The organism is Sporosarcina sp. ZBG7A (assembly GCF_000813425.1).
Lineage (GTDB): Bacteria > Bacillota > Bacilli > Bacillales_A > Planococcaceae > Sporosarcina.
Window position 1 is genome coordinate 1 of the sequence record NZ_JWIB01000055.1, and the last position, 13,006, is coordinate 13,006.

At 42.6% G+C, this 13,006-nt stretch carries 16 protein-coding genes and 6 tRNA genes; 1 reads left to right on the forward strand and 21 read right to left on the reverse strand.

What is annotated here, in order from left to right:
* Positions 1 to 33: 33 nt before the first annotated feature.
* The 21 genes from RL70_RS15860 to acpS all read right to left on the reverse strand — a co-directional run bounded on the left by RL70_RS15860 (position 34) and on the right by acpS (position 12,075).
* Positions 34 to 107, reverse strand: a tRNA-Gly gene (locus RL70_RS15860).
* Positions 108 to 125: 18 nt separating this feature from the next.
* Positions 126 to 202: transfer RNA gene (locus RL70_RS15865), tRNA-Arg, on the reverse strand.
* 24 nt (positions 203 to 226) lie between these two features.
* A tRNA-Leu gene (locus RL70_RS15870) sits at positions 227 to 313 on the reverse strand.
* Between the two features lie 96 nt (positions 314 to 409).
* A tRNA-Lys gene (locus RL70_RS15875) sits at positions 410 to 485 on the reverse strand.
* A 95-nt stretch (positions 486 to 580) separates the two neighbouring features.
* Positions 581 to 655: transfer RNA gene (locus tag RL70_RS15880), tRNA-Gln, on the reverse strand.
* Positions 656 to 676: 21 nt separating this feature from the next.
* Positions 677 to 751, reverse strand: a tRNA-Glu gene (locus RL70_RS15885).
* Between the two features lie 160 nt (positions 752 to 911).
* Positions 912 to 1,370 carry a SprT family protein gene (locus RL70_RS15890; protein WP_231567292.1) on the reverse strand — a complete coding sequence of 153 codons (459 nt, stop codon included), beginning with the start codon at positions 1,368 to 1,370 and terminating at the stop codon, positions 912 to 914.
* 11 nt (positions 1,371 to 1,381) lie between these two features.
* Entirely contained in the window at positions 1,382 to 3,541 is a 2,160-nt protein-coding gene (locus RL70_RS15895; RefSeq protein ID WP_369795251.1) for a Tex family protein, read from the reverse strand.
* A 67-nt stretch (positions 3,542 to 3,608) separates the two neighbouring features.
* Positions 3,609 to 4,205 carry a SpoIIE family protein phosphatase gene (locus tag RL70_RS15900; protein WP_039044383.1) on the reverse strand — a complete coding sequence of 199 codons (597 nt, stop codon included), beginning with the start codon at positions 4,203 to 4,205 and terminating at the stop codon, positions 3,609 to 3,611.
* Positions 4,205 to 4,990, reverse strand: coding sequence for an RNA polymerase sigma factor SigB (gene sigB / locus RL70_RS15905; protein WP_025783168.1), 786 nt, complete (start codon positions 4,988 to 4,990; stop codon positions 4,205 to 4,207). The genes RL70_RS15900 and sigB overlap by 1 nt, the downstream gene beginning before the upstream one ends.
* Entirely contained in the window at positions 4,965 to 5,441 is a 477-nt protein-coding gene (gene rsbW / locus RL70_RS15910; protein ID WP_039044384.1) for an anti-sigma B factor RsbW, read from the reverse strand. The genes sigB and rsbW overlap by 26 nt, the downstream gene beginning before the upstream one ends.
* Complete coding sequence (locus tag RL70_RS15915) at positions 5,428 to 5,766, reverse strand: STAS domain-containing protein (RefSeq protein WP_039044385.1); 339 nt, start codon at positions 5,764 to 5,766, stop codon at positions 5,428 to 5,430. The genes rsbW and RL70_RS15915 overlap by 14 nt, the downstream gene beginning before the upstream one ends.
* 85 nt (positions 5,767 to 5,851) lie before the next feature.
* The gene (locus tag RL70_RS15920; protein ID WP_039044386.1) at positions 5,852 to 6,853 is read right to left on the reverse strand and encodes a PP2C family protein-serine/threonine phosphatase; all 1,002 of its coding nucleotides are present in this window, start codon (positions 6,851 to 6,853) and stop codon (positions 5,852 to 5,854) included.
* Between the two features lie 12 nt (positions 6,854 to 6,865).
* A complete protein-coding gene (locus RL70_RS15925; protein ID WP_039044387.1) occupies positions 6,866 to 7,267 on the reverse strand; it encodes an anti-sigma regulatory factor in 402 nt (133 codons plus the stop codon).
* Between the two features lie 2 nt (positions 7,268 to 7,269).
* Positions 7,270 to 7,632: an STAS domain-containing protein gene (locus RL70_RS15930; RefSeq protein WP_025783173.1), complete on the reverse strand. Its 363-nt coding sequence runs from the start codon at positions 7,630 to 7,632 to the stop codon at positions 7,270 to 7,272.
* 1 nt (position 7,633) lies between these two features.
* Complete coding sequence (locus RL70_RS15935; protein WP_039044388.1) at positions 7,634 to 8,461, reverse strand: RsbT co-antagonist protein RsbRA; 828 nt, start codon at positions 8,459 to 8,461, stop codon at positions 7,634 to 7,636.
* 141 nt (positions 8,462 to 8,602) lie between these two features.
* Positions 8,603 to 8,953, reverse strand: coding sequence for a type II toxin-antitoxin system PemK/MazF family toxin (locus tag RL70_RS15940; RefSeq protein ID WP_025783175.1), 351 nt, complete (start codon positions 8,951 to 8,953; stop codon positions 8,603 to 8,605).
* Between the two features lie 4 nt (positions 8,954 to 8,957).
* Complete coding sequence (locus RL70_RS15945; protein ID WP_369795252.1) at positions 8,958 to 9,245, reverse strand: transcriptional regulator; 288 nt, start codon at positions 9,243 to 9,245, stop codon at positions 8,958 to 8,960.
* 146 nt (positions 9,246 to 9,391) lie between these two features.
* Positions 9,392 to 10,516 (reverse strand): alanine racemase, encoded by a 1,125-nt coding sequence (gene alr / locus RL70_RS15950; protein WP_039044389.1) that lies wholly within the window; start codon positions 10,514 to 10,516, stop codon positions 9,392 to 9,394.
* A 113-nt stretch (positions 10,517 to 10,629) separates the two neighbouring features.
* Positions 10,630 to 11,637, reverse strand: a complete 1,008-nt coding sequence (locus tag RL70_RS15955) for an outer membrane lipoprotein carrier protein LolA (RefSeq protein ID WP_039044390.1) — start codon at positions 11,635 to 11,637, stop codon at positions 10,630 to 10,632.
* 72 nt (positions 11,638 to 11,709) lie between these two features.
* On the reverse strand, positions 11,710 to 12,075 hold the full coding sequence (gene acpS / locus RL70_RS15960; protein ID WP_039044391.1) for a holo-ACP synthase: 366 nt from the start codon (positions 12,073 to 12,075) through the stop codon (positions 11,710 to 11,712).
* Between the two features lie 65 nt (positions 12,076 to 12,140).
* On the opposite strand from acpS, the gene RL70_RS15965 reads away from it, so the two are divergent.
* A complete protein-coding gene (locus RL70_RS15965; RefSeq protein WP_039044392.1) occupies positions 12,141 to 12,770 on the forward strand; it encodes a rhomboid family intramembrane serine protease in 630 nt (209 codons plus the stop codon).
* Positions 12,771 to 13,006 lie beyond the last annotated feature (236 nt).

Genomic DNA, 13,006 nt, shown 5'->3' on the forward strand with positions numbered 1-13,006 from the left:
TTCAGTTTTCAAGGTTCATATGGTTATAAATTATGGAGCGGGTGAAGGGAATCGAACCCTCATCATCAGCTTGGAAGGCTGAGGTTTTACCACTAAACTACACCCGCGTTATTATTATTATGTTATGGCGCGCCCGGCAGAAGTCGAATCCACAACCTTCTGATCCGTAGTCAGACGCTCTATCCAATTGAGCTACGGGCGCTCGCTAAGATTAATTAAGAATGTTTGGTGCGGTAAAGAGGACTTGAACCTCCACGGGGTTAACCCCCACTAGGCCCTCAACCTAGCGCGTCTGCCATTCCGCCACTACCGCTTATTTATTATTTTTGCGACATCCTTTATTATACACGATAAGTAAAGTTTGTCAACAGTTAAGTTCGAAGTTTTAAGTTTAAGTTTTAAAAGTAAATGGTGAGCCATGCAGGATTCGAACCTGCGACCCTCTGATTAAAAGTCAGATGCTCTACCAACTGAGCTAATGGCTCGTACAGTTTTGAAATCAGATAATGGTTTCATTATCATCGTTCCAAATATCTCACGGTGTCTCTCGCTAAGTTTTTCAAACGAAGTTTGAAAAACTTGGCTGGGGTAGCTGGATTCGAACCAACGAGTGACGGAGTCAAAGTCCGTTGCCTTACCGCTTGGCTATACCCCAATATCATTAATAGAAAGAACATGGTGACCCCTACGGGATTCGAACCCGTGTTACCGCCGTGAAAGGGCGGTGTCTTAACCGCTTGACCAAGGGGCCATTTATAGTGTGTTGCTTTGTCGTTTGTTGTCGTTGTTCCTTGTCGACTTTTATTATTATAGACAGTCTTTCACTATTCGTCAACAGTTTTCCTGAAACTTTTTAAAAAAACGTTCAATCCCTTGATATGACTAGGGTTGAACGTTTTAAAAAACTCGTGTTATTGAATCTCTTTTAGTATACCGTGACATTTTCCACATCGAAATCGTTTTGTGTCTACTCGTCGTTTCCGATTATATTGAAGTCCGCAATTTGTACAAGTATAGATACGAATCTTTCTAGATGACGTTTCACGGCTCTTGAGTGGTTTGCAATATCTTGGTGAACCAGTTCTTAGTAGAAGATCTTTAAAATCATAATCTCCATGTTTATACCCTCTTCCTTCTATATGAAGATGGTAATGGCACAACTCGTGTTTCAAGACACCTACTAGCTCTTCCATTCCATATAGATCTTCAACCTTAGGATTCACTTGTATGGAATGATCCGACAGCATATACCTACCGCCCGTCGTTTGAAGACGACTGTTGTAGACAGCTTTGTGAACAAATGGTTTCTGAAACCACTGAATGGATAGAGTCTCAGTAAGTGCTTGTAGATCATCAATCGATAGATTAATACCTTTCACTGTCATTTCCCTGCAGGTGATAACATCGTCAAGGCAATTCTACCCTTTGCTTTATCTACAGACTCAACCCAAACAGTTACGATGTCACCTGATGCTACGACGTCCAAAGGATGCTTCACAAACCCTTTTTTCAATTTCGAAATATGAACGAGTCCGTCTTCATGCACTCCTATATCGACAAATGCACCGAAGTCTACAACATTTCTCACTGTTCCTTGCATTTCCATTCCTTCGTGAAGATCTTTCATATCAAGTACATCCGCTTTTAAAAGAGGTTGAGGATATTCATCACGCGGGTCACGATTCGGTCGTTTCAATGTTTCAATCACATCGTTAACGGTCACTGTTCCTACATTCAGCTTACTTGCGAGTTCCGCGCTATTTAAATCGTTGAGTGCAGCAATTGCTTCTGCGGATCCAACTTGTTCCTTAGAAACTCCAGCTTCCCGTAATATGTCTTCGGCGAGTGCATAACTCTCCGGGTGTATGCCTGTTGCATCGAATAATTCCTTTGCATTAGGTACTCGTAAGAAACCTATTGCCTGTTCGTAGGTTTTTGCACCTAATCGAGGTATTTTCTTCAACTGCGTTCTCTTTTCAAATTGACCTTCCTCTTCACGCTTCTTCACAATATTTTCAGCAACTGTTTTAGACAGTCCAGCGACGTATTGTAATAATGATGCAGAGGCCGTGTTGACATTGACACCAACACGGTTTACAGCAGTTTCAACGACAAACGAAAGAGATTCTGCTAATTGCTTCTTAGCAACGTCATGCTGATATTGACCGACCCCTATCGATTCAGGATCAATTTTCACTAACTCTGATAGAGGGTCTTGTAGTCTACGAGCGATCGAAATTGCACTTCGTTGCTCAACTTGCAGGTCAGGGAATTCAGAACGGGCCTGTGCAGATGCAGAGTAAACACTCGCCCCTGCTTCATTGACAATGACATACGCTACATCGGAATCGACTTCCTTTATCGTTTCTGCAATGAACTTTTCTGTTTCTCTAGAAGCCGTCCCGTTTCCAATCGCAATTAGTTTAATGTCGTATTTCTTCAGTAGTTGTAATACTGTTTGTTTCGATGCCTCTTTTTGAGGTTTCGGTGGGTGTGGATAAATGACCGAGATTTCTAGGTTTTTCCCAGTCTCATCGATTACCGCCAATTTACAGCCTGTCCGAAAAGCCGGATCGACTCCCAGTACCATTCGCCCTTTTAATGGTGGCTGCAGTAACAAGCTCTTCAGATTTTCTGCAAATACATGAATTGCCTGCGCTTCTGCCTTTTCAGATAAAGACGCTCTGATTTCGCGTTCCACAGATGGAGCAATTAGTCGCTTGAACGAATCTTCCAATGCTTCTTTTACATACTGTGTAGCAGGAGAAGATTCCCGTTTGACAACACTTCTCTCCAAATCCCCTATAATTCTGTCCGCGGGAAATCCTACTGTTACTCGGAGTACATCTTCTTTTTCTCCCCGATTTAATGCGAGAACGCGGTGTGGAACAACCTTAGACAAAGGTTCCTCATATTCGTAATACATCTCATAAATGCTTTTTTCATCTTCAGCGTCTTTGCGTTTGGATGAGACGAGTGTCCCTCTGGACCAGCTGATTTTACGGATTTTCTCGCGTAGCCCAGCATCATCTGCAAGACGCTCTGCAATAATATCCTGTGCGCCTGTTAACGCATCCTCAACTGTATTCACTTCTTTTTCTTCGTTGATGAACTCTTTGGCCAACGTTTCAACAGCTTCGTTTGTAAATTGAAGAAGTTTGTCCGCAAGCCCATTCAAGCCTTTCTCAATCGCGATCATGGCACGAGTCCGACGCTTTTGTTTATAAGGACGATATAAGTCTTCAAGCCGTTGTAAAACATCTGCTGCTTCTATTTGCTGTTCCAGTTCAGGAGTTAACTTGTCTTGTTCACCGATCAGTCGAAGGACTTCCTCTTTTCGCTGTTCCAAGCCTTTGCTGTATTGGTATGCGTCTTCAATGTCTTTAATCTGAACTTCATCCAATGAGCCGGTTGCTTCTTTACGGTACCGTGCAATGAATGGCACCGTATTCCCTTCATCTAACAATGCAATGACTTGTTTAGTTTGTTTTAACGGAAGTGCTGCACGTTTTGCGGTCAATTCTAAAATTCGTTCCGACATTTCCATTCCCCCATTCATTACTTCTTAGTTTACCATGAAAGTGCACACAAAAAATCCCACTTCTAATTTATAGAAGCAGGGTTCCTGCGATGAACGTCGCATCGTCGCCAGGTTTCACCGTTGCACGCACCATTTCTGATAGCGCAAGCGGATCATCACTTTGGCATAAATAAGCTTTAGGACTTCTTAGTTCGACACCGTCTGAGTGCATGAAGAACAAATCTCCATTTTGATATGCATACTCCTGTGTCTTCATTTTTTGAGGACGACCGGATAAGTACCCCATCACGGGAAGTGGATAAAGCATCTTGCCGTCTTGTTGCCGGATATATAACCGGACATTGCCAACACAGCTATGTTGAATGGTATGTTTCACATAGTCAACTTTCACAATCGCTACCGCTGCACCACGTTTTTGAACCATATGCTCATTAATACGACTGAGTAGCTCTTCAATCGATTCTTCATGATGCTCCTCTAATATACGTGGCATGACTTCCGCAGATTGGCGGGCAACAATTCCACTGCCAAGTCCATCCGCAATTGCACATATAAAATAATCCTCTTCCGAGTGAAGAAAGTACACGTCCCCAGAATCACGATTTCCACCTTTGGCCTGCTGATAAATATATGCCTCGATATGATCGTTTTTGAATGCTTCCATCAGGAGGCCCCGCCCGCAGCCACTATGGCCTCCTGTAATTTCTTAATTGCCTTACGTTGAAGTCTGGACACGTGCATTTGAGAGATGCCAAGAAGTTCACCGGTCTCCTTTTGGCTAAGTTGTTCAATATATGTATATTGGATAATCTGTTTCTCCCTGTCCGACAAAACATTCAACGCATTTGCAACGAGCAACCTCTGGTCCGTTTTTTCATATCCATCATCTTTTGACCCGATGATATCAAATAGCGTGACCGTACCGCCTTCAGAATCCGCTTCAAGCGTATGGTCCATTGAGAGCGCTTGATAACTACGTCCCATTTCCATAGCTTCCAATACAGATTCTTCGTCTACTTCCAAGTACTCTGCAATTTCGCTAACAAGCGGAGACCTTTGAAGTTCTGTAGTAAGTGTTTCAACGGTTGCTTTTATACGTGGTCCGAGTTCTTTAATACGTCTCGGTACATGAACTGCCCATGTTTTATCACGTAAAAATCGTTTAATTTCTCCGATAATCGTAGGGACAGCAAATGCTTCAAAACTACGACCGAAATCAGGATCATATCGACGGATAGCACCTAGTAGACCAAGCATTCCCACTTGGGCGATGTCTTCGTGATATGACTTACCTTTAGAATATTTACGAGCGATCGATTGTACGAGACGCTCATAGTGCATGACGAGTCGAGTTTGCGCTTCATCATCCTCGTTTTCTTGATATCGTTTAATCCACTCTAAAACTTGTTCCTGAACTTGCGGATCACGAGTAGGCTGTTTGCTTGACATCCGCTTCGCCCCGCTCTCTGCCCAGGTATTTGGTCATGAAAACAGTGACTCCTTCTTCATGATGGACTTTTACATCATCCATTAGTGTTTCCATTAAATAGAGTCCAAGTCCTCCTTCGCGTATGAGTTGAACGTCAGACTCTTGTTCAGTATAAGGACCGACCTGTTTTTTAGTTTCTTCAAAATCGAAACTTTGTCCGTGATCTGCTACCATGATTTCCAGTTTGTCTTCATACAACGCACAGCCTATGATGATTTCACCTTCTTCATCTTCATCATAAGCATGCCGTACTGCATTTGTAATCGCTTCGCTGGAAGCAATCTTCAAATCTTCAATTTCATCGTATGTAAAACCAAGGCGGCTTGCTAGCCCTGAAATCGTTAGCCTTGCCACACCGACGTACTGTGGCTTAGCAGGAACTTTTATTTCAATGTAATCAAACGGTGCCATTCGGGTCCCCACTTTCCATTTCAATCTCAACGACATCATCGAGACCTGTAATTTCAAATAGACGCTTAAGTCGTTTGTTCAAACCGACGATTTTAACTGAGCCATTCACAGCTTTCACTTTCTTATAAAACGCTACAAAAACGCCCAATCCCGTACTATCCATATAATTCACTTCTTTAAAATCGAGCACAGCTTGACATTCCGGTTGGTCTGCAACTTTTTCAAGTCGCTCCTTTAATGTTGGGGCAGTAAACGCATCAATCTCCCCAACGATTTTAAATACATGGACACAGTCCTTCTCTTGTACATCAACTTGTAAATTCATTTATCCACACCCCATATTTTCTGTTGTAAACTGAGTTTAATCCTCTATAATTGTGTTTACCCAATTTCGTGTGAACAAAACATTTTTATTCTTTCTTGAAGAGGACAAGAGTAAAGTCGTCATGTAACATGTAATTTTGCATTTTGAAAAGTTCTGTATAAAGATGGTCGACAATTTGTTGTGCGGGTAAGTTTTTCACATCACGTAGCATGTCCAAAATGACATCTTCGTCAATGAATCCTTCAGCATTTCTACCTTCAGTTACACCATCAGTCAACATGACGATGAAATCACCCTGCAACAACTCCACTGATTCTTGCTGGAAGTCTACGTCTTTACTGATCCCAAGTAGAAGTCCTTTTGCATCCAACTCAACAAATCGGTCTTCTGCAGCACGATAAAGCAATGCAGGCTCGTGTCCAGCGGAGCCGAACGTAAACGTACTTGTACTTTCAACGTACTTACCGTAAAACATGGAGATGAACATTGAATCATCCATGCTTTTCTCAACGATTTGGTTAATGACTTCTAACACGTGATGTGGCTCTGTGGCCTTTTCCCGCAAACTGTCCATCCCGAACTTAATCATCGACATGCACAGGGCGGCAGGAAGTCCTTTACCCATCACATCCGCCACAGCAACGCATGCTTCCTTATTACCTTGCTCGATAAAATAGACATAATCCCCACTCATTTTTTTCGCGGGCTTACTTACTATTCCAATATCCAAGCCATCTACTTTGGGTACTGTTGTCTCAAGAAGCATATCTTGTACCTTTACAGCGACATCCATTTCGATTTGCATCGCTTCTTGTTTACGTAAGAGACTTTGATGCTCCATTAGCGCCAATCCGTAGTGGATCATAATCTCTATTAAAAAGTCGTAAGAGGGGCCGATACGTGAAGAGAGATCAGGAAAAATCTGCTCCACAGATGTTTTATGAAGACTAATTACTTCTTCTGGTGAAATCTTTTTTTCGATAAACTTCCGACTGACTTGCTGTGCAGCATATAAATCAGTTTCATCCTCATGGGTTATATATTTCCTAAGCAATTCAGAGTATTGCTTTCCGACTTCTTGCGGCATTTGTTACTCTCCTTATCGCAGCCATTTTGTTGCAGTTATTATGGTACCCTTACCAACCTCTGACTCGACTTTAAAATCGTCCATCAAGCGTTTTACTCCAGGCATTCCTGCGCCTAGTCCTCCAGATGTTGAAAACCCATCTTCCATAACTCTACGTAAATCCGGAATACCAGGTCCTTCGTCCGAAGCGATGATAGTCATCCCCTTCATGCCATCTGTCGAAAGTCGCTCGATTTCTATCTTTCCTTTACCTGCGTACAAGTAAATATTGCGTGCCAGTTCACTAATCGCGGTTGTGATTCTTGCTTGGTCCACTGTTCCGAACCCGGAGTTTTTCGCTTCATTACGACCAAGCTGTCGTGCAGCAACAATATCCCATTCCGTGAAAATCTCTACAGAAGACCGATTGCTCATATTCAGGCCTCCAATTCTCTACGTAGCTTCGTAAGTCCGTTTTCAAGGTCCAGGGCTGTCATTACATTTTCCAAACGAATACCGAGTTCTATCAAAGTAATTGCTACGGCAGGTTGGATTCCTGTAATGACTACTTTAGCTCCCATGAGACTTGACATACTAATTACGTCACCAAGCACTTTTGCGATGAATGAATCAATGAAATCAATAGAGGTCAAGTCGATGACGACACCTCTAGCAGTAGTTTCGTGCATTTTGTTCAATAAATCTTCTTGAAATTGAATCGCAGTCTGGTCGTCTAATTCCCATTGTATGGACACAATGAGTACTTCATCTAATTTCAAAATAGGTATACGGACATTCATATTACTCTACCTCCACTATTTCTCTGTTGGTTAAGCTTAGTGCTTCCTGCATTCCTCTGCGAAGTGTACTAGTGGTCGTGAAATCACTTAAATTTATGCCAAGTGCAACGATAGTTTGTGCAATTTCAGGTCGAATTCCGACTAACATACATTTTGCACCCACAAGACGAACAGCATCTGCCGCCTGAATGATATGGTGTGCAACCATTGTGTCGACAACAGGAACTCCCGTAATGTCTAGTAATACAACTTCCGCTCGTTGTTGAACAACACCTTCAAGTAAATTCTCCATTATCAGCTTAGCACGCTCTGTATCGATGGTTCCGACTAAAGGCATGATTGAAACCTTGTCCACTACCGGTATTAGAGAAGCCGAAAGTTCCTGCAACGCGACTTTTTGCAACGTGTCAGTTTGTTCCCATTTGATAGAATATGCTTCTATAATGCTTTCACGTAAGGGGTTGATCCATCCAGTGAATACACCCATAAAGATTCTAAGATTCTGTTCGGTAATGACTTCCTCGTCTTCAAGCATTTCAAAAACAACGGCAGCAAAATTATCGATTGCTTTGTTCACGAATTTTATCGACCACCCAAAGCGGATCACTTTCTCCGTAAAGTCGTCTAGGCGTTCGTTGTTTAACGCGCTTTCGCCTTCCGTTATGTTGGAAGTCATTAACGTCGTGAACTCACGACTCGTTTTTTCAACAAGATGCTGAGGCATAAAATGGAAGAAACGCTCTCCCTTCTCTTCTTTCATCAGTTCAATCCACTGTTCAATAATTGCATCCATATGCTCGTTTACTATTATCCTCATTTTACTGTTCATAATGATGTCTTTTCCCCCTTATGATGAAAACGCGATACAACTTTGTTCTCTATTATAACGGATAAGTGTCCGTTCAGCATCTTTTCCGTACAAAAAATCCATTCCGTCGGAGGACAGAATGGATTTCTTTGCTATGTATGCCTATAAGTTAGTTAAGCCAAAACTGACTTCTAATGCTTCGTCCACTTTCTGCATAACTTGGTGATCTAAGTGGGTGATTTTATCTGTGAGCCTCGATTTGTCGAGAGTGCGGATTTGTTCGAGCAGGATTACAGAATCCCGCTCGAATCCGTGACGGGCCGCATCTATTTCGACATGTGTCGGCAACTTTGCTTTTTGTATCTGGGCAGTGATTGCCGCTACAATCACTGTAGGGCTAAACCGGTTCCCAATGTCGTTCTGAATGACGAGAACAGGTCTCGTGCCGCCTTGTTCAGATCCTACGACAGGCGACAAATCCGCAAAAAAGACATCTCCGCGTTTAATTGCCAACTTTTCATCCTCCGCTTACGATTCGTTCCACCGTATGCTGAGCTTCGAATTCCGCATGCAGACATTCAGCGGCAATTCCAAGATTGATTTGGGACATTTCCACATATCCGCGCATCATCTTTTCTCTGATTGCATTTAACTCACAATCAGTCTTATACCGCGTAGCCGAGTAATATACGAAATCTCCCTGCTGCTCCTGATGGACGATCGTCTGTTCATTTTGTTTCAGCATTTTTGTGGGGATTTCCATAAGTAGTTCTCTTTTGTTTTGGTTAGCATCCAACTCTAGCACCTCCGACAAAACCCGATCCTCATTTCTATACATGTTTATCTTACCATTGGAGTTCGACAATGAAAAGACAAATTAGGTAATATAGCGACAAGTTGCGCAGTCAGGTTTGGTAGTTTGTCGAAAGTGCGAGAAGTAGGAGGTGCCAACTAATCCCCAAAATACTGTCTTTGTACACGTCTAGCAATCGTTACGGCAATTTCATAAGGAATCGTGCCGATACGAGTTGCCCATTCTTCCATTGTAATTTCTTCATTTCCTTGTTTCCCTAATAATACAACTGGTTCGCCTTCTGGATATCTTTCAGGTAATCGCACCATACATTGGTCCATGCAGATTGTTCCAACTATCGGGACACGTTTTCCGCGAATCAATACTTCTTGATTGAGCAATCCGCGCTTCAAACCATCTGCATAGCCGATTGGCAACGTTGCGATCCACTCACCTGGTTGCGATACGTAGGTACCGCCATAACTGATTGGTTCTTTCGCATCCACTTGCTTAACAAATGCAATCTCCGTTTCCAATCGCAATGCACGTTCAAGTTGAAATGGCAGTTCCCGAGCAACCACTTCAGAAGGCGCTATACCATACATACCAATACCAAAACGAACCGCATCGAGCGCAAAATCTGGAAATCTTAGTGCTGCTGCGCTATTTGCAGCGTGAATAAGTTTCGGGCGTTCCGGAAAGCAGGTAACTAGCCGATTAAATTTCCGGAATTGCTCCTCCGTACTCTTCGTATCTTGCTCATCTGCAGTTGCAAAGTGTGTAAATATACCTTCCACTCGGATAGCCGAAGTTCCTTCAAGAATTTTAACTAATTCAACAATTTCTTGTTCACTTCGTACGCCTATCCTACCCATCCCTGTGTCAATTTTTACATGAGTATTCAAAGATTCTTTAATCCCTCTGAGTTCATCAGCTGCAGCTTGCGCCCATTGAACACCTGGAATCGCAACTGTAATCTCTTGGCGGATTGCTTCTTTTAAAAAAGTAATGGGTACTGGACCAAGTACTAGAATCGGTTGTTGAATACCCGCCTCACGTAAATCCAATGCTTCGTCAGGCGTTGCAACAGCCGCCATTATCGCACCTTCTCTGAACGCAGCCCGTGCACTTTCAGTTGCGCCATGTCCATAACCATCTGCTTTCACAACTGCTATGATGCCCGTTTCAGCAGGCAGTAGTTCCCTTAAGTTCCTGACGTTCGATCGAATCGCACCCACATCCACTACTGCGCGAGTCGGTCGATAGTTAAATGATTCTGTCACGCGGATCACCTCTTCAGAATAAGTATTCTCATTATCATCCTGAAAGGCGCCGTACGTCAATCTAGATAACAAGCGGGTACCGGATTGTTCGGCACCCGCTTGACGTGTTTGATTTACTTGACTACATCTGTTTGCATTGAACCAGCCACTTGAATGAGTTCTCCCTTACTAAGGGTCTCAGAGGCTACATAAAACGCAACTCCATCTTGTTCCCAGCGAATCGTATTTCCTGAAAGAGCTGCTACAGCGAAACCTAGATCTACTGGATCCCCTTCAATGGATACTGCCACTTGGCTATCCATTTCAGCTGCTGGTTCTTGAACAACAACGAACTCTTTTCCAGCACCACCATAAGATAGGAAGAGACGCGTTCCAGTTTCTGTTGCAACAGGTTCTTCACTTAACAACGTGACACCTTCAAAGGAAGCGGAAGGATAGAAGGTTTCAAGTTGTGCCTTTTTGTCCTTCGGTTTTTCATCTTTTTTCTCGTGATCCATATTTTCCGTCTCGACTTTATAATCATCCGCTTTACGCTTCACACCTAAAGTGATTTTCTTGAATGTCACACGGATTTTCTCTTCCTTGTTTTCATCCAATAAGGATACATGCGTTGGAAGCAATGTCTTCTTATCGATATGAATCTGTTGTTTCGGCAGAACTGCTTTATGATTATTGCGTGTTGCCGTTTCAAATACATACGTCTTATCTTTCTCAGTCATCGTGGACTTCTTATCCGCTTTAATATCATCAGATAATGTACTGATTAAGTACGCCTGGCTGTTTTGTGCAGGCCAATCACTTTGGAATTTGTACGTCTTGTTCAAGGATGGCGTGACAACAAAAACCCCTTCTTCGTTACGTACGATCATCTGTGATTCGTCTTTCCCTTTTTGAGAAACGTCCACTTTGTAAAAATCAGGCTTCGTGTGCCAAACTGTCACGTCATATTGACGTGGTTCTTCACCAGTCTTAATCTCCATCGTTGCTTGAAGATCGTACCCATTGGAATCATTCCATTTACCACTCAATTTCTTGACGACATCTTCTTTCGACGGTGCTCCACAAGCAGTTAGTAACAAAAGAACCGCACCCATCAACAGTAATCCAATTTTGCTCCGCATTCAGGTCATCCTCTCCTATTTCAATCGGGTAGGTCATCTTATGAGGAGGGACAGTCATTTATGCAAAGCTGGTTAGAAACGTTCCATTTTTTGAAGAATTACTTGTGCAGCAGCTACCGTCTTCGTATGTGTAATGGAAACAAAGCCGTCCACAAGGTTTCCGTTAAAGTATAGGATAGGTGCGCCTTTATCGTCAGGCAAGATCGCAATATCCAGAAAACTGCATGTTGGACCAATTCCGGTTCCAAGCGCTTTTGCAAAAGCTTCTTTTGCTGCAAAACGTCCCGCAAGGAATTCGATACGACGGTGATTGGAAAGGCTCTCGTAGTATCGCTGTTCTTCAGTCGTAAGAATTCGATTGCGGAATTTATCGGATTTGTTGTCCAGTTCTGCAATTCGGTCAAGTTCTGTAATATCCAAACCAATTCCTGATATCATTCAGTCACCTTCTTTCCATATAGAGTCGAAAAATTGTATACTAAAACAAAGATCGGGGGAGAGTCATGTTTATCCGTACTGAAAGTTTTTCTCAATACATTCGGCTATATCCTGTAGTGTCCACGCTTATCGCTCTTAATGTCGTGATTCATCTACTCACGTTTCTACCCATCATAGGCGATACCATTTGGAACTTTGGAGTAGGCTCGAATTATATGATTGAACAAGGAGAGTATTGGCGTCTTGTCACACCAATGTTTTTACATTCCGGAATCATGCATCTATTATTCAATATGTTTTCCTTATTCATCTTTGGACCAGAGTTGGAAAAGGTAGCTGGTAAGGCACGATTTCTAACTGTGTACTTCTTGGCTGGTGTCTTCGGAGACATTGCAACGTTCTTTATTTACGACTCCAATTATTTACACGTCGGTGCAAGTGGTGCGATTTTCGGGATTTTTGGTGCATTTGGCGCTCTTGTGTATTACACAAAAAAGATGTTACCTCAGCTTCGCCAAATTATGTTACCAATTATCGGACTCAGTGTTGTTATGACCTTTGTTGGACCTAATATTAACGCGGCTGCGCATATTGCCGGTCTGGTGGTCGGCTTCTTGATCGGATTAAGCATTTTCCATCCAAAGCGCATCATAAGCTGGCGCAAGCCGAAGATCAAAGTTGTTCCGAAGAGATAAAGACTGCTAGAAAGTCAGTGTTGCTGACTTTCTGACAGTCTTTTTTGTTTTGCGGGGCACTCACATGGATTTATGATCATTTTTTGAGATTTATGAGCGCTTTTATTGGGTTATGATCACATTTCGAGCTTTATGAGCACTTTCCTGGGTTTATGATCACTTCTCGAGCTTTATGAGCACTTTCCTGGGTTTATGAGCACTTTTCAGCATTTATGATCACTTCTCGAGTTTTATGA

Coding starts and splice junctions, on each gene's coding strand:
- RL70_RS15955 (WP_039044390.1), bottom strand. CDS start 11,637: ATGCGGAGCAAAATTGGATTACTGTTGATGGGTGCGGTTCTTTTGTTA.
- RL70_RS15920 (WP_039044386.1), bottom strand. CDS start 6,853: ATGCCGCAAGAAGTCGGAAAGCAATACTCTGAATTGCTTAGGAAATAT.
- RL70_RS15900 (WP_039044383.1), bottom strand. CDS start 4,205: ATGGAAGCATTCAAAAACGATCATATCGAGGCATATATTTATCAGCAG.
- RL70_RS15930 (WP_025783173.1), bottom strand. CDS start 7,632: ATGAATGTCCGTATACCTATTTTGAAATTAGATGAAGTACTCATTGTG.
- acpS (WP_039044391.1), bottom strand. CDS start 12,075: ATGATATCAGGAATTGGTTTGGATATTACAGAACTTGACCGAATTGCA.
- RL70_RS15895 (WP_369795251.1), bottom strand. CDS start 3,541: ATGTCGGAACGAATTTTAGAATTGACCGCAAAACGTGCAGCACTTCCG.
- RL70_RS15935 (WP_039044388.1), bottom strand. CDS start 8,461: ATGAACAGTAAAATGAGGATAATAGTAAACGAGCATATGGATGCAATT.
- sigB (WP_025783168.1), bottom strand. CDS start 4,990: ATGTCAAGCAAACAGCCTACTCGTGATCCGCAAGTTCAGGAACAAGTT.
- rsbW (WP_039044384.1), bottom strand. CDS start 5,441: ATGGCACCGTTTGATTACATTGAAATAAAAGTTCCTGCTAAGCCACAG.
- RL70_RS15925 (WP_039044387.1), bottom strand. CDS start 7,267: ATGAGCAATCGGTCTTCTGTAGAGATTTTCACGGAATGGGATATTGTT.
- RL70_RS15915 (WP_039044385.1), bottom strand. CDS start 5,766: ATGAATTTACAAGTTGATGTACAAGAGAAGGACTGTGTCCATGTATTT.
- RL70_RS15965 (WP_039044392.1), top strand. CDS start 12,141: ATGTTTATCCGTACTGAAAGTTTTTCTCAATACATTCGGCTATATCCT.